This window comes from Nonomuraea sp. NPDC004580 (genome assembly GCF_040609855.1).
Classification (GTDB): Bacteria; Actinomycetota; Actinomycetes; order Streptosporangiales; family Streptosporangiaceae; genus Nonomuraea; species Nonomuraea salmonea.
The window spans coordinates 96,034-117,120 of sequence record NZ_JBEXLH010000022.1; the positions used below are offsets into that span (position 1 = coordinate 96,034).

The 21,087-nt window shown below is 71.9% G+C and carries 20 protein-coding genes; 4 read left to right on the forward strand and 16 right to left on the reverse strand.

From position 1 onward, the window contains the following. Positions 1 to 132: 132 nt before the first annotated feature. From ppdK to ABZW11_RS23270, 10 genes are all read right to left on the reverse strand, one after another. Complete coding sequence (gene ppdK, locus ABZW11_RS23225; RefSeq protein WP_355420471.1) at positions 133 to 2,769, reverse strand: pyruvate, phosphate dikinase; 2,637 nt, start codon at positions 2,767 to 2,769, stop codon at positions 133 to 135. Between the two features lie 256 nt (positions 2,770 to 3,025). Continuing rightward, positions 3,026 to 4,216 carry a HAMP domain-containing sensor histidine kinase gene (locus ABZW11_RS23230; RefSeq protein ID WP_355420474.1) on the reverse strand — a complete coding sequence of 397 codons (1,191 nt, stop codon included), beginning with the start codon at positions 4,214 to 4,216 and terminating at the stop codon, positions 3,026 to 3,028. Further along, on the reverse strand, positions 4,213 to 4,881 hold the full coding sequence (locus ABZW11_RS23235) for a response regulator transcription factor (RefSeq protein WP_355420477.1): 669 nt from the start codon (positions 4,879 to 4,881) through the stop codon (positions 4,213 to 4,215). Before ABZW11_RS23235 ends, ABZW11_RS23230 begins: the two co-directional genes overlap by 4 nt. Positions 4,882 to 4,891: 10 nt before the next feature. Then, entirely contained in the window at positions 4,892 to 5,539 is a 648-nt protein-coding gene (locus ABZW11_RS23240) for a trypsin-like peptidase domain-containing protein (RefSeq protein WP_355420480.1), read from the reverse strand. Between the two features lie 449 nt (positions 5,540 to 5,988). Next, complete coding sequence (locus ABZW11_RS23245) at positions 5,989 to 6,933, reverse strand: VWA domain-containing protein (RefSeq protein ID WP_355420483.1); 945 nt, start codon at positions 6,931 to 6,933, stop codon at positions 5,989 to 5,991. Then, entirely contained in the window at positions 6,930 to 7,895 is a 966-nt protein-coding gene (locus ABZW11_RS23250) for a DUF58 domain-containing protein (protein ID WP_355420486.1), read from the reverse strand. The genes ABZW11_RS23245 and ABZW11_RS23250 overlap by 4 nt, the downstream gene beginning before the upstream one ends. Beyond that, entirely contained in the window at positions 7,892 to 8,875 is a 984-nt protein-coding gene (locus tag ABZW11_RS23255) for a MoxR family ATPase (RefSeq protein WP_355420488.1), read from the reverse strand. The genes ABZW11_RS23250 and ABZW11_RS23255 overlap by 4 nt, the downstream gene beginning before the upstream one ends. Then, positions 8,872 to 9,018 carry a hypothetical protein gene (locus tag ABZW11_RS23260; protein ID WP_355420491.1) on the reverse strand — a complete coding sequence of 49 codons (147 nt, stop codon included), beginning with the start codon at positions 9,016 to 9,018 and terminating at the stop codon, positions 8,872 to 8,874. The genes ABZW11_RS23255 and ABZW11_RS23260 overlap by 4 nt, the downstream gene beginning before the upstream one ends. Before the next feature lie 184 nt (positions 9,019 to 9,202). Then, entirely contained in the window at positions 9,203 to 10,588 is a 1,386-nt protein-coding gene (locus ABZW11_RS23265) for a glycine--tRNA ligase (protein ID WP_355420493.1), read from the reverse strand. Positions 10,589 to 10,685: 97 nt separating this feature from the next. Next, positions 10,686 to 11,009, reverse strand: coding sequence for an antibiotic biosynthesis monooxygenase (locus ABZW11_RS23270; protein WP_355420496.1), 324 nt, complete (start codon positions 11,007 to 11,009; stop codon positions 10,686 to 10,688). Between the two features lie 59 nt (positions 11,010 to 11,068). Between ABZW11_RS23270 and ABZW11_RS23275 the strand changes: the two genes are divergently transcribed. Beyond that, positions 11,069 to 11,449: a DUF6703 family protein gene (locus ABZW11_RS23275; RefSeq protein WP_355420499.1), complete on the forward strand. Its 381-nt coding sequence runs from the start codon at positions 11,069 to 11,071 to the stop codon at positions 11,447 to 11,449. On the opposite strand, the gene ABZW11_RS23280 is transcribed toward ABZW11_RS23275, so the two are convergent. Genes ABZW11_RS23280 through sucC form a run of 6 tightly spaced genes read right to left on the reverse strand, consistent with a single transcriptional unit; the run spans position 11,446 to position 18,467 of the window. Beyond that, positions 11,446 to 12,999: an aldehyde dehydrogenase family protein gene (locus ABZW11_RS23280; protein ID WP_355420501.1), complete on the reverse strand. Its 1,554-nt coding sequence runs from the start codon at positions 12,997 to 12,999 to the stop codon at positions 11,446 to 11,448. The genes ABZW11_RS23275 and ABZW11_RS23280 overlap by 4 nt on opposite strands. Positions 13,000 to 13,004: 5 nt before the next feature. Beyond that, positions 13,005 to 14,726 (reverse strand): glyoxylate carboligase, encoded by a 1,722-nt coding sequence (gene gcl / locus ABZW11_RS23285; protein ID WP_355420504.1) that lies wholly within the window; start codon positions 14,724 to 14,726, stop codon positions 13,005 to 13,007. Then, on the reverse strand, positions 14,723 to 15,583 hold the full coding sequence (locus ABZW11_RS23290) for an NAD(P)-dependent oxidoreductase (protein WP_355420506.1): 861 nt from the start codon (positions 15,581 to 15,583) through the stop codon (positions 14,723 to 14,725). Before ABZW11_RS23290 ends, gcl begins: the two co-directional genes overlap by 4 nt. Continuing rightward, a complete protein-coding gene (locus tag ABZW11_RS23295) occupies positions 15,580 to 16,449 on the reverse strand; it encodes a TIM barrel protein (protein WP_355420509.1) in 870 nt (289 codons plus the stop codon). The genes ABZW11_RS23290 and ABZW11_RS23295 overlap by 4 nt, the downstream gene beginning before the upstream one ends. After that, entirely contained in the window at positions 16,446 to 17,333 is an 888-nt protein-coding gene (gene sucD / locus ABZW11_RS23300) for a succinate--CoA ligase subunit alpha (protein ID WP_355420511.1), read from the reverse strand. Before sucD ends, ABZW11_RS23295 begins: the two co-directional genes overlap by 4 nt. Next, entirely contained in the window at positions 17,334 to 18,467 is a 1,134-nt protein-coding gene (gene sucC, locus ABZW11_RS23305; protein ID WP_355420514.1) for an ADP-forming succinate--CoA ligase subunit beta, read from the reverse strand. A gap of 89 nt (positions 18,468 to 18,556) precedes the next feature. Here sucC and ABZW11_RS23310 point away from each other — a divergent pair, with 89 nt between their 5' ends. From ABZW11_RS23310 to ABZW11_RS23320, 3 genes are all read left to right on the forward strand, one after another. Then, positions 18,557 to 19,822 carry a hypothetical protein gene (locus ABZW11_RS23310; protein ID WP_355420517.1) on the forward strand — a complete coding sequence of 422 codons (1,266 nt, stop codon included), beginning with the start codon at positions 18,557 to 18,559 and terminating at the stop codon, positions 19,820 to 19,822. A gap of 137 nt (positions 19,823 to 19,959) precedes the next feature. Next, entirely contained in the window at positions 19,960 to 20,697 is a 738-nt protein-coding gene (locus tag ABZW11_RS23315; RefSeq protein WP_355420520.1) for a GntR family transcriptional regulator, read from the forward strand. Between the two features lie 180 nt (positions 20,698 to 20,877). Beyond that, positions 20,878 to 21,054: a hypothetical protein gene (locus tag ABZW11_RS23320; RefSeq protein ID WP_355420523.1), complete on the forward strand. Its 177-nt coding sequence runs from the start codon at positions 20,878 to 20,880 to the stop codon at positions 21,052 to 21,054. Positions 21,055 to 21,087: the final 33 nt, after the last annotated feature.

The following is a 21,087-nucleotide window of genomic DNA, read 5'->3' on the forward strand; positions in this document are numbered from 1 at the left end:
GGCACCCGCTCACCGGGCGTGAAGTGCGGCTCCTTGGCGAGGGAGGGAGTCGGAGCCCTTCCGCAACGTGCTCCGGCGCCCGCCCTTCCCCGGTGGTCGGCCGGGGAAGGGCGGGCGCCGGCGCCGGTGGTCTCAGCGGGTGTCGGATTCGTTTTCTGCCAGGGCGGCGCGGCCGGCCTCCAACCTGGCTACCGGGATGCGGAACGGGGAGCAGGAGACGTAGTCCAAGCCGGCGTCGTGGCAGAAGTGGACCGACTCCGGGTCGCCGCCGTGTTCGCCGCAGATGCCGAGGTGGAGGTCGGGGCGGGCGGCGCGGCCCTCGGCCACCGCGATCTCGATGAGGCGGCCGACGCCCTCCCTGTCGATGCTCTCGAACGGCGAGACGCCGAAGATGCCGAGGTCGAGGTAGCGGTGGAAGAACGAGGATTCCACGTCGTCGCGGGAGAAGCCCCACGCCAGCTGCGTCAGGTCGTTGGTGCCGAAGGAGAAGAACTCGGCGGCCTCGGCGATCTGGCCCGCGGTGAGCGCCGCCCTCGGCACCTCGATCATGGTGCCGATCAGCGCCTCCACGCCGGTCTCCGCGAGGATCTTGACGGCCTCCTCGCGTACGGACTCCAGCTCCTGCACCGCCGCCACCAGCGGGATCATGATCTCGGGACGCGCGCCGGGCACCTCGGCGGCGGCCTGGGCGATGGCCCTGACCTGCATCGCGAACAGCCCTGGGACGACCAGGCCGAGCCGCACGCCGCGCAGCCCCAGCATCGGGTTCTGCTCGTGCAGGCGCTTGACGGCGCTCAGCAGCCGCCGGTCCTTGTCGGTGGCCTCCTGGGTGGCGGCCTTGATCGACAGCTCCACCAGGTCGGGCAGGAACTCGTGCAGCGGCGGGTCGATGAGCCGGATGGTCACGGGCGCGCCGTCCATGGCCTGGAAGATGCCGATGAAGTCGGACTTCTGCAGCGGCTCCAGGGCGTCCAGCGCGACCTGACGCTCCTCGTCGGTCGTGGCGAGCACCAGGTCCTCCACGAGCTGCCGCCGCTCGCCGAGGAACATGTGCTCGGTACGGCACAGCCCGATGCCCTGCGCGCCGAAGCGGCGGGCGCGGGCGGCGTCGTCGGGGGTGTCGGCGTTGGCGCGCACCCCGAGCCGGCGGACGCCGTCGGCGTGCCGCATGATCCGGTCCACGGCCTTGACCAGGTCGTCGGCGGGCTCGGCGGCGCCTTCGAAGTACTCGACCACGGCCGACGGCACGACCGGCACCTCGCCCAGGAAGACCTCGCCGGTGCGGCCGTCGATGGAGATGACGTCGCCCTCGGAGACCTCGGCGCCGCCGGGCGCGGTGAAGCGCCGCTCGGCGGGGAGCACCTCCAGCTCCTCGGCCCCGCACACGCAGGTCTTGCCCATGCCGCGGGCGACGACGGCGGCGTGCGAGGTCTTGCCGCCGCGGCTGGTCAGGATGCCCCTGGCGGCGATCATGCCGGCCAGGTCGTCGGGGTTGGTCTCGCGGCGGACGAGGATGACGTCCTCGCCCTGCTCGGCCAGCTCGACCGCGCGCTCGGAGGAGAAGACGGCCTTGCCGACGGCGGCGCCCGGGGAGGCGTTCATGCCCTTGGCGATCTTCTTCTTCTCGGCGCCGCCGTCGAAGCGGGGGAACATGAGCTGCGCGAGCTGGTCGCCGGTGACCCGGGTGACGGCCTCGTCCATGGTGATCAGGCCCTGGTCGACGAGCTGGGTGGCGATGCAGAACGCCGCCGCGGCGGTGCGCTTGCCGACCCGTGTCTGGAGCATCCACAGCTTGCCGCGCTCGATGGTGAACTCGATGTCGCACAGGTCGCGGTAGTGGTTCTCCAGCGTCTCCATGATGGCGAGCAGCTCGCGGTAGGAGCTCGGGTCGATGCGTTCGAGGTCCTGAAGCGGGATGGTGTTGCGGATGCCGGCGACGACGTCCTCGCCCTGGGCGTTCTGCAGGTAGTCGCCGTAGATGCCCTGCTGGCCGGAGCCGGGGTCGCGGGTGAAGGCGACGCCGGTGCCGGAGTCGTCGCCGTAGTTGCCGAAGACCATGGCCATGATGTTGACGGCGGTGCCGAGGTCGGCGGGGATGCGCTCCTGGCGGCGGTAGAGGATGGCGCGCGGCGCGTTCCACGAGTCGAAGACGGCCATGACGGCCAGGCGCATCTGCTCGCGCGGGTCGGCGGGGAAGTCCGCGCCCGTCTGCTCGCGCACGATCCCCTTGTACGTCTCCACCAGCTGCTGCAGCTCGCTCGCGTCCAGGTCGGTGTCCTGGCGCCGCCCCTTCAGCCGGTCGAGCGCGCCCTCGAACAGGTCGCCGTCGATGCCCAGCACGGTCTTGCCGAACATCTGGATGAGCCTGCGGTAGGAGTCCCAGGCGAAGCGGTCGTTGCCGCCCGCCTGCTTGGCGAGGCCGTGCACCGACTCGTCGTTGAGCCCGATGTTGAGCACCGTCTCCATCATCCCGGGCATGGAGAACTTCGCCCCTGAACGTACGCTCACCAGCAGCGGGTCATCGGCCTGGCCGAGCTTCCTGCCCATCGTCGACTCCAGCGCCGCGAGGTGCCCGGCGACCTCCTGCTCCAGCCCGTCCGGCAGGGAGCCTTCCGCCAGGTAGTGGCGGCACGCGTCGCTGGTGATCGTGAATCCAGGGGGAACCGGCAGCCCGAGGTTCGTCATTTCGGCGAGGTTCGCGCCCTTACCGCCGAGCAGATCTTTGAGATTCCTGTTGCCCTCGGTGAAATCGTAAACGTACTTGGCCACCACAGCTCCAATCGAACGCCTCTGAACCGGACTCTACCGGTGAAATTGATGATGAAACTGCACCCCTCCGTTAAGTCGATGTTTGTGCTGGTGAACACGGCACAAAAGGTCTAATCCAATTTTAAGACCCATAGTCAGAAAATTGGATTAGACCAATTGGTTTACACCAATTTTTGAGAAAGGCGGGCAGCCGGTGCGGAATCACGTCACACCCCCACTGCGGATCGCCGTGTTCGTGCTGCCCGTGCCGGCCTTGTCACCCGCGCGGTGTGCCGGCGGCGCTCAGAGGGTTGATCTCCGGCGGGGCGTCTCCGGCGCCTTCGCGGGGCGGCAGCCAGAGCACGAACGTGGCTCCCTGGCCGAGCCTGGAGAACACCGCCACCCTGCCCCCGTGCGACTCCACGATCTGCCGCACGATGGCCAGGCCCAGGCCCGTGTGCCGGTCGCGGCGGCTGGCCTCGCCGCGCCAGAACCGGTCGAACACCCGCGCCTGGTCCGCCTCGCGCAGCCCCGGGCCGTCGTCGCGGACCGCCGCCCACAACCATCCGCCCGCGCGGCCGGCCGCCACCTTGATCGTGCCGCCCGGGGGCGAGAGACGGACGGCGTTCGACAGCAGGTTCGCCACCGAGCGGCGCAGTGCGTCGGCGTCGCCGATCATCTCCAGGCCCGTCCCGAGCTCCCTGACGATCGTCACGTCGCGGGCGGCGGCCGGGGCCGCGTACTCCTCGCACGCCTCCCCCGCCACCCAGGCCAGGTCGACCTCCGTGTCCGCGAACGCCGTGCCCTGCCGCCGCGCCGTCGCCAGCAGGTCCTCCACCAGCGTCGTCATCCGGGTCGTCGCGCGGTCCACGATGGCCACCGCCCGCGTACGCTCCTCCTCGCTGGCGTCGGGGGCGGCAAGGACGGCGTCCACGTTCGCCCTGATGATGGTCAGCGGGTTGCGCAGCTCGTGCGAGGCGTCGTCGATGAGCTGCCGCTGCGCGCTGAACGCCTCCTCCAGCCGGTCGAGCATCGTGTCGATGGTGTCGGCGAGGTCCTTCAGCTCGTCGCGCGGGCCGTCCAGCTTGATGCGCCGCTTGAGGTCGGTGGCCTGGATCTCCTCCGTCGTCCGCGTGATCGACCGCACCGGCCGCAGCACCCGGCCCGACAGCACCCAGCCGATGCCCAGGCTGGCGACGTACAGGCCGGCCAGGGTGAGCAGCGAGTAGTTGCGCAGCGCCGCCATCGTCTCCACGTTGACCGCGTTCTCGACCTCCTCCACGAACACCACCTCGCGCTTGCCGAGGTACTGGTTGCCGCTGTAGGTCTTCGCGAACTCCGTCGAGACAGGGCGCTGCTCGGTCGTCTTCGACACGGCGAGGTAGATGCCGCCGAGGACCAGCGTGGCCAGCACGAACAGCAGGCCCGAGTAGAGCACCGTGAGCCTGAAGCGGATGGTGTGGATCATGACGCCGGCTCCTTGAGCCGGTAGCCCCGGCTGATCACGGTCTCGATCAGACCGTCCTCCTGGAGCTTGCGGCGCAGGTTGCCGACCGTGACCCGCACGGTGTTGGTGAACGGGTCGGCGTGCTCGTCCCAGACGTGTTCGAGCAGCTCCTCCGTGGAGACGACGTGGCCCGGGCGGGTCATCAGGTAGTGCAGCACGCCGTACTCCTTCGGTGTGAGCGCCAGCGCGCGGCCGTCCAGCGACACCTCCAGCCTGGCCGTGTCGATGCGCAGGCCGCCCACCTCCAGCACCGCCGTGCCGCCCGTCGCGTCCCTGCGCAGCAGCGCGCGCACCCTGGCCAGCAGCTCGGGGAACGCGAACGGCTTGACCAGGTAGTCGTCGGCGCCCTCGTCCAGGCCCCGCACCCGGTCGTCCAGGCGGTCGCGGGCGGTCACCATGATGATCCGCACGCCCTGGCCCGCCGCGCGTACCGACCGGCACAGCTGGAAGCCGTCGCCGCCGGGCAGGTTGAGGTCGAGCAGCACCAGGTCGTAGGTGTTGACCTGCAGCTTCTCGTGCGCGGCGAGGGCGTCGAAGGCGACGTCCACCGCGTACCCGGCCCGGACCAGGCCGACGCGCATGGCGTCGACCAGGTCCTCTTCGTCCTCCACCACCAGCAGTCGCATGTCCTGCACACTAATTTCGGATGATGCGTTCGGCGATGGGCGCCGCCCTGTCGATCGGGATGGCGAAGCCGATGCCGATGTTGCCGCCGCCCCGGCTCGCGGCGATCGCCGTGTTCACGCCGACGACCTCGCCCTGGGCGTTCACCAGGGGGCCGCCCGAGTTGCCGGGGTTGATGGAGGCGTCGGTCTGCACCGCCGTACGGCGGGAGTCGCCCAGGCGTACCTCGCGGTCGAGCGCGCTGACGATGCCGGACGTGACCGTGCCCGACAGGCCCAGCGGCGACCCGATCGCCAGCACCTGGTCGCCCACCGCCAGCTCGGACGACCGGCCCAGCGTCGCGGGCGTCAACTCGCCGGGATGATCCACCTCCAGGACGGCCAGGTCCTCGCCCCGGTCCGCCCCGGCCACCCGCGCGGTGAGCCGGCTCCCGTCGGCGAGCACCACCGTCACCTGCGTACTGCCCGCTACCACGTGCGCGTTGGTGAGGATGTGCCCCTGGCCGTCCACCACGAACCCGGACCCTCCTGAGGTCCCCGTCTCGATGGACACCACGCTCGGCAGCACCCGCGCCGCCGTCGCGCTGAGCCCGGTGAGCGGCGCGGACGGGGCGGGCCCCACCCGGGGCAACGCCGCCGGCGCAGCGGGTCGCTCACCCATCCGCGCCCCCGTGAGGCCCCCCGCCACCCCACCCGCCATCCCGGCCACGGCCCCGGCGACCACCGCGACCAACGCCGCCGCCGCCAGCACCCGTCCCCGAGAGGGACCGCCTCCAGACGGCCCACCCGCCGTCACAGGGGAGCCCCCGGCGGGCAGCGAGCCACGGGAAGCGCCGCCCATGGTCGAGGAGCCCGCCAGCGCCGCGCCGTGGGAAGCCGTGCCGCTGGGTGCGGAACCGGTCGGCGCCGCGCCTTCCCCCGAGGCGCGGCGTCTGGACGGGGGCGGCGCGGAGCTGAGGAGGTGCCCTGCTCCTGTGCCCGGCGCGGGCCCTCCCCTCGGCCCGCCTCCCGCGCCGGTGACCCCTGAGACGGTGCTTCCCGCCTCGCCGGGTCCTGTGCCGGCGGAGGGCGGGGTGGTGAAGGAGGGGCCTTTGGGGGTGCCGAGGCCTCTCATGGGAGCCTCGAGAACCAGAGCATGGATGTCACCGCCGCTGTCAGGCCGAAGATCAGGCCCGCTGCCACGAACCACTGCCAGACCTCCTGACGTTCGGTGCGGTAGCCGACCGAGGTGCCGATGTCCTCGTAGACGGCCTGCAGCTCGTCCCCGCTGGCGGCCTCGTAGAAGCCGCCGCCCGCGGACTCGGCGAGGCCGCGCAGGGCGGGCCCGTCCACGGGGACCGGCACGTCGCGGCCGGACAGGCTGATGACGCCGTCCGCGGTGCCGTAGGCGATGGTGGTGACGGGGACGCCACGGGACGACGCCTCGGTGGCGGCGTCGCCGACCGTGCGGCCGGTGGTGCTGGAGCCGTCCGACAGCAGCACGATGTGCGCGGGCGGCGCCTCCTCCTCGGTGTCGAGCGCCGCGATGGCCTCCAGCGAGGTGAAGACGGCCTCGCCGATGGCGGTGCCCGAGTCGGTGCCGAGTCGCTCCAGCGCGTACAGGACGGCCTGCCGGTCGGTGGTGGGCGGCACGGCGACGGAGGCCGAGCCGGAGAACGACACCAGCCCGAGGTTGAAGCGTTCCGGCAACCCCTGGACGAACTGGGTGGCCGCCGCCTTGGCCGCCTCGAACCGGTTGGGCGCGACGTCGGTGGCCCCCATGGACGCGGACACGTCGAACGCCACCATGATCGTCGCCCGTTCCCTGGGCACCCGCACCTCGGCGGTCGGCCGGGCGAAGCCGATGACGAGCAGCGCGAACATGAGCAGCAGCGCCGCCGCGGGGACGTGCCGCCGCCAGCCGGGCCGGCGCGGCGCGACCTTGTCGAGCAGGTCGTAGTTGGCGAAGCGGACGGCGTAGGAGGTGCGGCTGCGCAGCGCCATGACGACGTACGCGACCGCGAGCAGCGCCACCGGGACGAGCAGCAGCAGCCAGAGGGGCGCGATGAGGCTCATGCCGCCCCACCTCCTCCTGTGGGGGCTCCCATGGGCGCGGAGCCGTGCCGGGTGGGACTTGCGGCGAGCGAGGCCATCCTGCGCTGCCGCATGACGTGCTGGACGAGGTCGCGCACCCAGTCCCGGTCGGTACGCAGCCGCAGATGCGCGGCCCCGGCCCGGCGCAGCGCACCGGAGACGGCGTCCCGCTGCGCGAGCGCGGCCTCGGCGTACCTGCGGCGCAGCCGGGCGCTGCCGGTGGCGACCTCGCGCCGCCGCCCCGACTCGGGGTCGATCAGCGTGAGGATGCCGACGTCCGGCAGGGTCAGCTCGCGCGGGTCGATCACCTCGACGGCCAGCACCTGGTGACGGGCGGTGAGGCGGCGCAGCGGCGGCTCCCAGGTCTCGGGCGCGTCGAGGAAGTCCGACACGACGACGACCAGCCCGCGCCGCCTGGTGACCCGGCCGAGCTGCTCGGCCGCGACCCCGAGCAGCGGCTCGGCCACGCCCGGCGGGGTGCGCGGCAGCGCGAACGCCGCCTGCAGCAGCGCCATCAGGTGCGGCCTGCCCGTCCTGGCGGGCAGCGTCCTGACCCCGCCGCCGTGCAGAAGGTGCACGCCGATGCGGTTGCCGGTGCGCTGGGTGAGGAAGCCGATCGCCGCCAGGGCCGACAGTGCGAGTTCGCGCTTCTCCATGGCGACGGTGCCGAAGTCCATGCTGGCGGTGGCGTCGAGCAGCGCCCAGATCTCCAGCTCGCGGTCCGCGACCAGGTCACGGACGTGGGGCTCGTTCGTGCGCGCGGTGACGTTCCAGTCCATGCGCCGCACGTCGTCGCCCGGCCGGTACGCCCGCGACTCCGCCGGCTCGCTGCCAGGACCGGGCACCAGTCCCAGATGCTCGCCTTGGAGCAGCCCATCGAGTCTCCTCGTGATCGTCAGCTCGAGCCTGCGCAGGGCGGGCTCGGCCATCAGGTACGGCTTCATGCGGCGTCCGTCCGCTGCTGGGGCGCGATGACCGGCAGCGGCACGGCGGCCAGCACCCGGTCCACGACCTGGCGGGGCATGACCCCGTCGGCCAGCGCGTCGAAGGAGAGCACGAGCCGGTGTGCCATGACGTCGTGCGCGAGGTCGCGTACGTCCTCGGGCAGCACGTAGTCGCGCCCGCGCAGCAGGGCGAGCCCGCGGCCGGCGGCCAGCAGGCCGAGCGTGGCTCTGGGGCTGGCGCCGAAGGCGAGGTGCCGGCCCACGTCGGGGATGCCGTACCGGTCGGGGTCGCGGGTGGCGTAGACGAGGCGGACGGCGTACTCGGCGACCGCGTGGTGCACGAAGACCTCCTGGGCCCTGCGCTGCAGCGCGACGACCTCCTCAGGGCCGAGGACGCTCTGGGGCGCGGGCGGGTCCACGCTCATGCGGTAGACGATCGCCAGCTCCTCCGATTCGCTGGGATAGTCCACGTCGATCTTCATGAGGAAGCGGTCGCGCTGCGCCTCGGGCAGGTGGTAGACGCCCTCGGACTCGATGGGGTTCTGGGTGGCCAGCACCAGGAAGGGCCGGGGCACCTCGTACGTGGTGCCGCCGATGCTGACCTGGTGCTCGGCCATGATCTCCAGCAGCGCCGACTGCACCTTGGCGGGCGCCCGGTTGATCTCGTCGGCGAGCAGCAGGTTGACCATGACGGGCCCGAGCTCGACGTCGAAGGTCTCGCTGGAGGGCCGGTAGATCCTGGTGCCGACGATGTCGGCGGGCACCAGGTCGGGGGTGAACTGGATGCGCGCGAACGTGCCCCCGACGACCGTGGCGGTGGTCTCGGCGGCCAGCGTCTTGGCGATGCCCGGCATGCCTTCGAGCAGGCAGTGCCCCTTGGCGAGGACGGCGACGAGCAGCCGCTCGACCATGTGGTCCTGGCCGACGATGACGCGCTTGATCTCGAACAGGGCGCGTTCCAGGAGAGTGGGGTCGGTCATGGCTGCACGCTTCCGTGCAGGCAGTCGTCCACGACGACGCGCAGCTCCAGGGCGGACGGTTCGGGGTCGGCGAACGCGGCGCCGCCCGTCATCATCAGCGCGGCGGCGGCGAGCAAGACAAGAGCGAAACGTGGTGTACGCATGAATTCCTCGTCCCTCGGATCGGCCGTGATCGGCTTAGGACGAATGTCATCAAGTCACCGCGAAAACCAGCGTAACCGTCGCCTTTATACGATTTTTCGGCGGAAACCCCCAGGTCAGAAGCCCCCTGGACAGCGCGAAGGGCCGCCCGCCGAACGGCGAGCGGCCCTTCCGAGACCTCGTGGATCAGTCGTTGAGGTGCTGGCGCAGGTAGGACTCGACCCCGTCGATGGAGATGCGCTCCTGGCGCATCGAGTCGCGCTCGCGGATCGTCACCGCGTTGTCCTCGAGGGTGTCGAAGTCGACCGTGATGCAGAACGGCGTGCCGATCTCGTCCTGGCGGCGGTAGCGGCGGCCGATCGCGCCCGCGTCGTCGAACTCGACGTTCCAGCGGCGGCGCAGCTGCGCGGCGAGGTCGCGGGCCTTCGGCGACAGGTCGGCGTTGCGCGACAACGGCAGCACCGCGGCCTTGACCGGCGCGAGCCGGTGGTCGAGCCGCATGACCGTGCGCTTCTCCATGACGCCCTTGGCGTTGGGCGCCTCGTCCTCGCTGTAGGCGTCGAGCAGGAACGTCAGCGTGGCGCGGTCGACGCCCGCCGCCGGCTCGATGACGTAGGGGACGTAGCGCTCGCCGCTGTCCTGCTCGAAGAAGCTGAGGTCGACGCCGGAGGCCTTGGCGTGGGCCGACAGGTCGAAGTCGGTGCGGTTGGCGATGCCCTCCAGCTCACCCCACTCCGAGCCGGCGAAGTTGAAGCGGTATTCGACGTCGACCGTGCGCTTGGAGTAGTGGGACAGCTTTTCCTGCGGGTGCTCGTAGAGGCGCAGGTTGTCCTTGTTGATGCCCAGATCGGAGTACCAGCGGAAGCGCTCGTCGATCCAGTATTGGTGCCACTCCTCGTCGGTGCCGGGCTTGACGAAGAACTCCATCTCCATCTGCTCGAACTCGCGGGTGCGGAAGATGAAGTTGCCCGGCGTGATCTCGTTGCGGAACGACTTGCCGATCTGGCCGATGCCGAACGGGATCTTCTTGCGCGCCGACTGCTGCACGTTGAGGTAGTTGATGAAGATGCCCTGCGCGGTCTCGGGCCGCAGCCAGGCCAGGCCCGACTCGTCCTCGACCGGGCCGAGGAAGGTCTTGAGCAGGCCGCTGAACTGCCGGGGCTCGGTGAAGGTGCCCTTGTTGCCGCAGTTGGGGCAGGTGATGTCGGCCAGGCCGCCCTCGGGCTCCTTGCCGTTCTTCTCCTCGTAGGCCTCGAGGAGGTGGTCGGCGCGGAAGCGCTTGTGGCAGGACAGGCATTCGGTCAGCGGGTCGGTGAAGGTGTCGACGTGGCCGCTCGCGCGCCACACCTCGGGCGCCAGGATGACGGATGAGTCGAGGCCCACCACGTCGTCGCGGGACTGGACCATCGACAGCCACCACTGCCGCTTGACGTTGTTCTTCAGCTCGACGCCCAGTGGACCGTAGTCCCACGACGCGCGCAGTCCGCCGTAGATCTCGCTCGACGGGTAGACGAGCCCGCGGCGCTTGGCGAGGCTGACGATGGTGTCCATGACGTCGGTGCGTCGTGCCATTTTGGTTGGTTCTCTTTCCGGCTGGAGGTCGGCGAAAGAAATTTCGATGAGCTCCCAGCTTAGGGCACGGTCGGCCGCCCTCGCGCGCGTCTGATCGCTACGTCCCGTCCGGGGTGTCACGGGCCTCATGAGCGTCTTGGGCGTCGTGGGTGTAGACGTCCTCGAACGCGCTGGGTTCGTTGAGCATGAGGATCATCAGCGGATACATCACCATTTTGGCGGCCGACAGCGCCCTGCGGTAGAAGCCGGCGCCCTCCCATTCCGTGACCAGCGCCCACAGGTTGGGCTCGTCGACCGAGCGGGCCAGCCGGCCGCGCTGGTAGCCCGGCTGCTGTGCGAAGGTGTCGAGAATGGTGTGGCCCTGCTTGACGAAGTCCTGCGACTGGGACTCTGGAACGGTGTATCGGATCACGGCGAGCACCCGACCAGCCTAGAGGCGCGGGCCCCACGAGTCGCGCGAACTCCCGTAGGCTTCGCGGCGTGGCCCCTGAGAAGAGGCGCGCGGACAAGCGCGACGACGTCCCCGGCGGCAAGCGCCCGCTCCCGCCGGGCGAGCAGTTCTTCACGCCGGGTGCGACCGGCCTGCGCAAGGCGGTGGAGCGGCGCAGCGCGGTGCCGATGGCCTGGATGTTCACCCAGCTGCCCCGGTGGGTGGCGCCGGCGCTGATGGTGCTCCTGCTGCTGGCCGGCTTCGCGGTGACCAACCCGCTGGGCGGCCTGGCGGTGCTGCCGGTGATCGCGTTCATCGGCTGGCTGGCCTACCTGTCGTGGCCGTCGCTGGGCGCCGGAGGGAAGCTGTTGCGGGTCGCCATGCTGACGTTCCTCGTCCTGCTGGCGGCGACCCGCTTCGGAGCCTTCTAGCCCTCCCCGGGCAGCAGCGTGTAGCCGGGGAAGTTGCCGGGCAGGCGCTCGCCGTCCTGGCCGCTCGTGGCGGCGCGGACGAGCAGCTCGCCGCCGACGAACGCGCCGCGCCACGACGCGCCGAGCCCGCCGAACAGCTCGTCGCGGTCCCCGCGCGAGCGCGGCCGGTTGTGACCGACCTTGAACGCGCGCACCTCGGGGGCCAGCCGCCGGAACGTCGTCTCCTCCTCGCACGACAGCGTGGCGACCAGGGCGCCGTTGCTGGCGTTCATCGCGGCCAGCAGCTCGGCCTCGGTGTCGACCAGCACCATCGTGTCCACGGGGCCGAACGGCTCGGCGTGGTGCAGCGGTGAGGAGGGCGGCGGGTTGAGCAGCGCCGTCGGCGCGAAATACGCCGAAATATCCTGGCCCGGCAGGAAATGTCCGTCGTCGAGCGATGCCCGGTGGACCGGCACCCCTCCCCTGGCCACCGCCTCGTCCACCTGGTCGGTCAGTTCCTTGGCCTTCGAGGCGTTGATCAGCGGCCCGAAGTCCAGCTCGGGCAGCGGATCGTCGGCATCGGCCACGGCCAGCGGATGGCCGAAGCGCAGCGACCCCACCGCCTCCAGGTAGGCGGCCAGGAACTCGTGGAAGAGGGAGCGCTGCACGACGAAGCGCGGGTAGGCGGTGCAGCGCTGCTTGCCGTAGTCGAAGGAGGCGCGGATCTGCCTCGTGAGCAGGTCCCAGTCGCCGTACTCCCACACGCCCCAGCAGTTGAGCCCCTCCTGCTCCAGCACGTGCCGCCGGCCGAGACCCCTGAGCCCGGCCAGAGAGGTCGCCACCTTCGCCCCGGCGTCCCTGCCGCCGACGAACGACACGCACCCCAGCGACGTCGAGCCGACGAGCACCGGCGACAGCTCCGCCCCTCCCCCGCTGACCAGCGTGAACGGCAGCCCCTCCCGCACGGCCAGCGCGCAGGCCAGGGTGAGGCAGCACAGGCCGCCGTCGGTGGGCGTCTTGGCGATCACCGCGTTGCCGGCCAGCGCCTGCACGAGCATGGCGTGCATGAGCACGCTCATCGGGTAGTTCCAGCTCGCGATGTTGCTGACCGGGCCCGGCAGCGGGGTGCGCCCGTCCACCATGCGGTCGATCTCCTCGACGTACCAGCGCACGCCGTCCAGGCAGCGGTCCACGTCGGCGCAGGCCGTCTTCCACGGCTTGCCGATCTCCCAGACCAGCAGCAGGGCGAGCAGGTCGCGGTGGGCGGCCATCGACTCGACGGCCGCCGACACCATGGCCCTGCGCTCGGCGAGCGGCGTGTGCCGCCAGCGCCGGTGCTCCTCGACCGCGCCCGCCACCGCCCGGCCGGCGCCCGCCCTGTCGAGCCTCGGCGGCCCCGCGATGGCGGTGCCGTCGAGGGGCGAGAAGCCGGGCACCGGCCGCCCGTCACGGTGCCAGATGCCGCCCCAGTGGTTCAGCACGCGGTCGTCGTGGAAGGCCTCGGGGGCAGCGGAGCAGCACCGCTCGTACGCCTCCCGCCACGACGTGCCCGGCTTGAGCCGCATGTCCATCCCCCCTAGTCCGACCAGTCGGCGGTGATGAGCTCGGGCAGCGGCTCGAACTCCTTGATCGCTTCGAGCGAGGGCCCCATGGCGGCGTTCGCCTCGCGTTCCACCATCACCTCCACCAGCACCGGCAGCCGCTCGCGCGCCGCCTCGGCGCTCGCCCAGGCCAGGGCGTCGCGGATGTCGCCGGGCAGCTCCACGCGGCGCGCCGGGCAGCCGAACGCCTCCATCGCCTTGACATGGTCGATGCCGCCCTCCCCGTAGTGCAGATCGACGGCGTAGTTCATCCCGTACGGCAGCTCCGCCTGCCTGATCAGTCCGAGGTACTCGTTGTTGATCATGACGATGACGAACGGCACCCGGTACTGCGCCGCCACCGCCACCTCCTCCATGAGGAACTGGAAGGAGTAGTCGCCGACCACGGCCACGACCTGCCGCTCGGGATGGGCGAGCTTGACGCCCATGGCGGCGGGCACCTCCCAGCCGAGCGGCCCCGCCTGCCCGCAGACCAGGTAGCGGCGCGGCAGGTACGTCGTCTGGAACTGGCCCGACCAGATCTGGTAGAGCCCGATCGCGGTGACGAACGTGGTGTCACGCGGGAAGTACTCGTTGATCTCCCTGAACACCCTGGGCGGCTTGATCGGCACCTCGTCGAAGTCGTCCCTGCGGGTCAGGGTGCCGCGCAGCTCGCCGACCCTGCGCACCCACGTGGACGGCCCGCGCGGCGCTCCACGGCGGCGCGCCTCGTCGCGTAACGCGGCGAGCACCGGCCTGGCGTGCCCGACGACGCCGAGATCGGGCTCGAAGACCCGGCCGATCTGCAGCGGGTCGATGTCCACGTGCACGAACCTGCGCCCGCGCCGGTAGACGTCGAGGTCGCCGGTGTGCCGGTCGCCGAAGCGGGCGCCGACGGCCAGCACCAGGTCGCTCTCCAGGAACGCGGCGTTGCCCCACCGCGTCTGCGTCTGGATGCCGGCCATCCCGGCGAACAGCGGGTGGTCCTCGGGGAATGCGCCCTTGCCCATGAGCGTCACCTGCACCGGCACCTGGAGGTGCTCGGCGAGCGCGCGCAGCTCGTCGCACGCCTCGGCGATGATCACGCCGCCGCCGGCCAGGATGATCGGCCGCCTGGCCTCCTCGACCAGGTCCATGGCCGCGCGCACGGACTGCGGCAGGGGCTCGGGCACGGGGACGGGCAGCGGCGCGTCCAGCTCGCGGGCGTACAGGCAGGTGCCGCGCTGCACGTCGATCGGCAGGTCGATGAGCACGGGCCCGGGCCGTCCCGAGCGGGCGATCCTGAACGCCTCCCTGAACACCCACGGCGCCTGCGCCGGCTCCTTGAGCTGCACCGCCCACTTGGTCACCGGCTTGGCGATCTCCACGATGTCGACCGCCTGGAACGCCTCCTGGTGCAGCTTGGAGCTGGCCGCCTGGCCGGTGACGCAGATCAGCGGGATCGAGTCGGCCAGCGCCGTGTAGAGCCCGGTGATCATGTTGGTGCCCGCCGGGCCCGACGTGCCGACGCAGACGCCGACGTTGCCGGTCACCCGCGCCCAGCCGTCGGCCGCGTGGGTGCCGCCCTCCTCGTGCCGTACGGTGACGTGCCGGATCGAGCTGTGCTGGAGCGCGGCGTACAGCGGCAGGATGGCCGCGCCCGGGATGCCGAAGACCGTGTCCACGCCCTCCGACTCCAGCACCGCGACCACGGCCTCCATGCAGGGCATTCGCTTCATGCGTTGAGCCTTTCGATCACCTTGAGCAGGGCGGAGTGGTCGAGCGAGCCGTGTCCCTGGGCCCTGGCCGCCGCGACGAGCTGGGCGACCTGCCCGGTGAGCGGCAGGCTGACCCCGGCGGCGCGGGCCGCGGCCAGGGCGATGCCCATGTCCTTGTGGTGCAGGTCGATGCGGAAGCCGGGGGAGAACTCCCGCTTGACCATGGTGTGCCGCTTGAGGTCGAGGATCCGCGAGCCGGCCAGGCCGCCCGCGAGCACGTCGAGCCCGGCCGCCGGATCGACGCCCGACGCCTCCAGCAGCACGATCGCCTCGGAGACGAGGCCGTAGATGCCGCCCACGACGAGCTGGTTGGCCGCTTTGACGGTCTGTCCCGCCCCTGCCGGGCCCACGTGCACGATGGTCGTGCCGAGGCGCTCCAGGACCGGCCTGGCCGCCTCCACGTCCTCGGGGGCGCCGCCGACCATGATCGATAGGGTGCCGTCCACGGCGCCGCGCTCGCCGCCGCTGACGGGGGCGTCCACCGCCCGTACGCCGACGGCCGCCGCCTTCCTCGCCACCTCGCGGGAGGTCTCCGGCTTGATCGTGCTCATGTCGACGTAGAGCAGGTCCGGCCTGCCGTACTCGATGACGAGCGGCGCGACCTCCTCCACCTGCGGCGAGTCGGGCAGCATGGTGACCACGACGTCGGCGCCCGCCACCGCGTCCACCACGCCCGACGCGCCCTTGCCGCCCAGCTCGGCCAGCCGCCGCATTCGCTCGGCGCTGACGTCGTAGCCGGTCACCGCGAATCCGGCCTTGAGGAGGTTGGCCGCCATCGGGCTGCCCATGATCCCCAGGCCGATGAAGCCGATGTTCATGCTCGCCTCCAGTCGAACGCGCCCGGCCCCTCGTGCCGGTACTCGTGCCGGTACTCGTGCCGGTACTCCAGGCCGACGTGTCCGCGGTAGCCCGCCGCCGCCAGCCGGGCGAAGATCTCCCCGTACGGCATCCGCCCGCTGCCCGGCGCTCCCCTGCCGGGGTCGTCGGCGATCTGCACGTGCCCGAACCGGTCCGCGTGCCGGTCGATGAGCGCGAGCACGTCCTCGCCCATCCTGTGCAGGTGGTAGAGGTCGGCGAGGAAGGCCACGTTCGCGCGGTCCACCTGCTCGATGAGCTCGAAGGCGGCCTGTGACGAGGTGATCGGGTAGCGCGGGTTCTCGTGGCTGTTGAGCGCCTCCACGACGACGGTCGCGCCGATCCCGGCCGCCGCGTCGGCCGCCCTGCGCAGGTTGACCACGGCCAGGTCCCTGTCGGTGCCGGGGCCGTTGCCGTACAACGCGTTGAGCACCGTGCAGCCCAGCTCGCCGGCCAGGCGAACGGCGGCGTCGATGTTCGCCTGGAAGCGGGCCGAGCCGTCCGGTCTGGCCAGCAGGCCGCGCTCGCCCGCCGCCATGTCGCCGGCGTCGAAGTTGAGTCCCACCAGGCGCACGCCCGCGTCCTCGACGGCCTGCCGCAGCGCGGCCAGCTCTGCCCCGCTCGGGTCGGGCCCGCCGAACGGCCACCACAGCTCGATCGCGTCGAACCCGGCCTTGGCCGCCGCGGCCGGGCGCTCCAGCAGCGGCAGGTCGGTGAAGAGGATGGACAGGTTCACGTCGAACGCGAGCCCGCCGTCCGGCGGCCGGGCCTGGGGCGTGGCCGGGGACCCGGTTCGGGGCCCCGCCTGGGGCTGGGTGGGGCGGGTCACGAGGCGGCCGCCCTGGACAGGGCCGAGCGCAGCAGCCGGGCCGTCTCCGACGGCGTCTTCCCCACCCGTACGCCGACCGCCTCCAGCGCCTCCTTCTTGGCCTGCGCCGTCCCCGACGACCCGGACACGATCGCGCCCGCGTGCCCCATGGTCTTGCCCTCCGGCGCGGTGAACCCGGCCACGTACGCGACGACGGGCTTGGTGACGTTGGCCGCGATGTAGGCGGCGGCCCGCTCCTCGGCGTCGCCACCGATCTCGCCGATCATGACGATGGCGTCGGTGCCCGGGTCGTCCTGGAACGCCTGGAGGCAGTCGATGTGCGTGGTGCCGACGACCGGGTCGCCGCCGATGCCGACGGCGGTGGAGAAGCCGAGGTCGCGCAGCTCGTACATGAGCTGGTAGGTCAGCGTGCCCGACTTGGAGACCAGCCCGATGCGGCCGGAGGAGGTGATGTCGGCGGGGATGATGCCGGCCGACGACTGCCCGGGGCTGATGAGCCCGGGGCAGTTGGGCCCGATGATCCTGGTACGCCCGCGGGCCAGCGCACGGAACCGGACCGCGTCGTGCACCGGCACGCCCTCGGTGATGACCACGCAGAGCGGCACGCCCGCCTCGACCGCCTCCTCCACGGCCCCGGCGGTGAAGCGCGGCGGCACGAAGACGACCGACACGTCCGCCCCGGTCTCGGCGACGGCCTCGGCCACCGAGCCGAACACCGGCACCGTCCGCTCGCCGAAGTCCACCGCGCTGCCGCCCTTGCCGGGGGTCACGCCGGCCACCACGTCGGTCCCCGCGGCGAGCATGCGGGCCGTGTGCCTGCGGCCCTCCGCGCCGGTCATGCCCTGCACGAGCACCCGGCTGTCCGTGGTCAGAAAGATCGCCATTTACGCACCTGCCGCGAGTCTGGCCGCCATCTCGGCGGCGCCGTCCATGGTGGAGACCTGGCGGACCGCCGGGTGCCGGGCGTCGCTGAGTATGCGCCGGCCCACCTCGGCGTTGTTGCCGTCCAGCCGTACGACGATGGGCCTGCCCTGGCCGCGCTCGCCGAGGAGTGCGAGTGCGGTGACGATGCCGTTGGCCACCGCGTCGCAGGCCGTGATGCCGCCGAAGACGTTGACCAGCACCGACCGTACGTCGGGGTCGGCCAGGATGATCTCCAGCCCGTCGGCCATGACCTGGGCGGAGGCGCCGCCGCCGATGTCGAGGAAGTTGGCCGGGTTCGCGCCCGCGCCCGCCACCACGTCGAGGGTGCTCATGACGAGCCCCGCGCCGTTGCCGATCACGCCGACCGTGCCGTCCAGCTTCACGTAGTTGAGCCCCTTGGCCCTGGCGCGGGCCTCCAGACTGTCGGACTGCTCGGCGTACCGCTCCCTGTCGTGCCGGAAGGCGGCGTTGCCGTCGAGCGTGACCTTGCCGTCGAGCGCCATGATGCGCTGGTCGGTGGTGCAGATCAGCGGGTTCACCTCGACGAGCAGGGCGTCCTCCGCGACCAGCACGTGCCACAGCTTCTCCAGCACCTCGGCGGTCTGCTCGGGCAGGCCCGCCTTGGCCGCCAGTTGCCGCGCGGTGTCGGCGTCCACCCCTGTCGCCGGGTCGATCGGCAGTTTCACGATGGCGTCGGGGTCGCGGGCCGCCAGTTCCTCGATCTCCATGCCGCCCTGCGCCGACACCATGGCCAGGAACGCCCCTTCGGCACGGTCCACCAGGAAGGCCGCGTAATACTCCTCGAACGGCACGGTCGCGGCCTCCACCAGCACCCGGTGCGCCGTATGTCCCTTGATGTCCATGCCGATCACGCGGTCGGCCTCCGCCTGGGCCGCGGCCGGCCCCGCCGCCGGTCTGATGCCGCCCGCCTTGCCGCGTCCACCGGTCTTCACCTGGGCCTTGATGACAACGGGCGTGTCCAGCTCGGCCGCGATCGCGCGGGCCTCGGCCGCTGTGGCCGCGACCCGGCCCGCGGGGACCGGGATCCCGTGACGCCCGAAGAGCTCCTTCGCCTGGTACTCGTACAGGTCCATTCGAGCCTCCTTTGTAGACGGTATACCGTATGGAGTATTCCTCGTCTAGGGTCTCGACAGGCGCCTGCCTTCTGGATATTCCATACAGTATGGAGAATGCAATTAAGGACTGGCGGGGGCGTTCCTACCTCCCCGGGCCCGTCCCGGCAGACCGCGTCCGCATGTTCCGGCTGGCCCTGGCCTCGATGGCGGTGATCAGCCCGCTCCAGTACGGCTACGCCGCCCTGCACACCGGCCTGCACACGAGTCAGGCGGGCGGCCTGACGTTGCTCGCCGTCTGGATCGCCTGCCAGGCCGCGGGCGCGCTGCCCGCGCTGCACCTCGTACGCCGCCGGCGTCTCGGCGTGCGGACCTGCCTGGCGGCCGGAGCCGCGCTCACCGGCCTCGGCCTGGCCACCGCAGGGCTGACCTCGGGGCTGTCCCCCGCCGCGCTCGCCGGGTACGCGGTGCTCGGCGGCCTCGGCGCGGGCCTGGTGTACGGGGTCTGCGGCGAGGTCGTCTCCTCCTGGTACCCCGAGCGCCCCGCCGCCCGCGTCGGCCTCATCACCGGCGCCTTCGGCTACGGCGCCGTCCCCCTGCTGCTGTGGGCCGGCCTGTTCCCCGCCATGACAGGACCGGCGTTCCTGGTCATGGCCGCGGTCGCGACGGCCGTGCTGGCCACCGCCGCCCGGCACCTGCGACTGCCCCCCGCGCTGTGGTGGCCGCTGGACGTGGACCCGCGCAGCCACGCGCTCGACGCGGCCCGCCTGCGCACGGCGCCCGAGGCGGTCAAGCAGTTCGGCATCGCGCAGGCGCTGCGCACCCGCACACTGCCGGCGCTCGCGCTGATGCTGGTCTGCGCGGGCGCGGTGTCGGTGCTCGACGTGATCGTGGTCGCCGGCACCGGCGCCTGGGGCGCGGTGGCCCTGCTCGTCGCGCTGAACGGCGCGGGCAGGTCGGTCGCCATGCGCGCGTCGGAGCTGCACGGCCGCCGGCGGGTGCTGGCGGCCGTGTTCGGCGCGCTCGCGCTCGGCCAGGTGCTGCTCGCGGTCGCCGTGCAGAACGCCCACGAGCGGCCCGGCGGCACGCTGCTGCTGTGGCTCGGCGCGGTCGCGGCGGGGCTCGGCGGCGGCGCGTTCTACCCGCTGCTGGCCAGCCTCGTCCGCGAGTTGTTCGGCGCCGAGCGGGCCACCGAGATCCACGCGGTGGTCTACAGCGCCAAGGCCGTGGCCGGCGCGGTGGCGGCGGGGCTGGCGTTCGTCGCGCTGAGCGCCCCGGGCGCCGCGCTGCTGGCCGCCGCCGCCCTGGCGGCGCTGCCCGCGCTGGCGACCCCCCGCCTGCGCCTCCCGGGCCTGCCCGCCACCATCCCCCTGTGACCGTCCCGCTGTGACCATCCCCCTGTCACCGTCCTGCTGTGACGCACTGTGATGAGACTCACGGACGGGCGGAACCCCAGGACGGTATGCTGTAGGCAGTCGACCAAAAACCGATATTCAGCCCTGGAGACGTGACCATGTTGCTGTCGGATCAGGCCGGTCAGACGGCGGCCCCCAAGATTCCCCGTCCTGCGACGCTCCGCGAGAGCGTCATCGAGGCTATCCAAGAGCTCATCGTCTCCGGGCAGCTCAAGCCGGGCCAGCACCTCGTCGAGAGCGAGCTGGCCGAACTGCTCGGCGTCTCCAGGCAGCCGGTCCGCGAGGCTTTGCAGCAGCTCAGCGGTGAGGGCTGGGTCGATCTCTTCCCCGGGCAGGGCGCGTTCGTGCACGTCCCGACCGTGGAGGAGGCCGACCAGTTGCTCGCCGTACGCGCGCTGCTGGAGACCGAGTCGGCGCGCCTGGCCGCCCAGCACGCCGGCGAGGACGGCGTGAAGCGGCTGCGCGCCCTGTGCGCCCGCGGCATCGCCGCGGTGCAGTCCGACGACGTCGACGGCGCCGTGGCCACCAACTCCGAGCTGCACGCCCTGGTCACCGACCTGTCGGGCAACAAGGTCCTCGCCGAGCTGGCCGCCCAGGTGGCCAGACGGGTGCGGTGGTACCACACGCCGGTCGCCCGCCAGCGCGGCATGGCCTCGTGGGACGAGCACGCGGCGCTCATCGACGCCATCGAGGCCGGAGACGAGCGGCGCGCGGCGAAGATCATGCGCGAGCACACCGAGCACACCCGCGCCTCCTACATGGAGCAGCGCGAGAACGAGCCGGCCGAGCCCGCGCCCAAGCCGGTACGCCGCCGCCGCACCCGCCAGGCCGGCTGACCGGCCCCCTCACCAGCACGCCGGCCGATCCCCTCCGGGGTCGGCCGGGCGGCCGAGTCATGCCGTCAGGCCCTCCTGCCTGCGCAGACGGTCCTGGTTGACGTGACGTTCACACAAGCCCACATGCTCCGAAACACCTCGGGTAGAGGATGGAGCCACACCGAACGGAGGTGCACGACCATGAAAGCGTTCTTCCGCTTTCTCCTTGGTGATCCGCTGGGCCAGGCGGCGGACGGACGAGCCGTCGGGGTCGGCCTGAGCGCGGCGCTGAAGAAGCACTACTCCGCGGAAGACGCCGACCGCCACCTGCGCGAGTGGAGCAAGGACATCGACGTCCGCAAGAGTCCCCGCCCGTAAGCACCGGCACAGCAGCCAGACCCGCGGCAGGGG

Coding starts and splice junctions, on each gene's coding strand:
- ABZW11_RS23230 (WP_355420474.1), bottom strand. CDS start 4,216: ATGATCCACACCATCCGCTTCAGGCTCACGGTGCTCTACTCGGGCCTG.
- ABZW11_RS23235 (WP_355420477.1), bottom strand. CDS start 4,881: ATGCGACTGCTGGTGGTGGAGGACGAAGAGGACCTGGTCGACGCCATG.
- ABZW11_RS23240 (WP_355420480.1), bottom strand. CDS start 5,539: ATGGGTGAGCGACCCGCTGCGCCGGCGGCGTTGCCCCGGGTGGGGCCC.
- ABZW11_RS23245 (WP_355420483.1), bottom strand. CDS start 6,933: ATGAGCCTCATCGCGCCCCTCTGGCTGCTGCTGCTCGTCCCGGTGGCG.
- ABZW11_RS23250 (WP_355420486.1), bottom strand. CDS start 7,895: ATGAAGCCGTACCTGATGGCCGAGCCCGCCCTGCGCAGGCTCGAGCTG.
- ABZW11_RS23255 (WP_355420488.1), bottom strand. CDS start 8,875: ATGACCGACCCCACTCTCCTGGAACGCGCCCTGTTCGAGATCAAGCGC.
- ABZW11_RS23260 (WP_355420491.1), bottom strand. CDS start 9,018: ATGCGTACACCACGTTTCGCTCTTGTCTTGCTCGCCGCCGCCGCGCTG.
- ABZW11_RS23265 (WP_355420493.1), bottom strand. CDS start 10,588: ATGGCACGACGCACCGACGTCATGGACACCATCGTCAGCCTCGCCAAG.
- ABZW11_RS23280 (WP_355420501.1), bottom strand. CDS start 12,999: ATGGACATGCGGCTCAAGCCGGGCACGTCGTGGCGGGAGGCGTACGAG.
- gcl (WP_355420504.1), bottom strand. CDS start 14,726: ATGAAGCGAATGCCCTGCATGGAGGCCGTGGTCGCGGTGCTGGAGTCG.
- ABZW11_RS23290 (WP_355420506.1), bottom strand. CDS start 15,583: ATGAACATCGGCTTCATCGGCCTGGGGATCATGGGCAGCCCGATGGCG.
- sucD (WP_355420511.1), bottom strand. CDS start 17,333: ATGGCGATCTTTCTGACCACGGACAGCCGGGTGCTCGTGCAGGGCATG.
- sucC (WP_355420514.1), bottom strand. CDS start 18,467: ATGGACCTGTACGAGTACCAGGCGAAGGAGCTCTTCGGGCGTCACGGG.
- ABZW11_RS23310 (WP_355420517.1), top strand. CDS start 18,557: ATGGAGAATGCAATTAAGGACTGGCGGGGGCGTTCCTACCTCCCCGGG.
- ABZW11_RS23315 (WP_355420520.1), top strand. CDS start 19,960: ATGTTGCTGTCGGATCAGGCCGGTCAGACGGCGGCCCCCAAGATTCCC.
- ABZW11_RS23320 (WP_355420523.1), top strand. CDS start 20,878: ATGAAAGCGTTCTTCCGCTTTCTCCTTGGTGATCCGCTGGGCCAGGCG.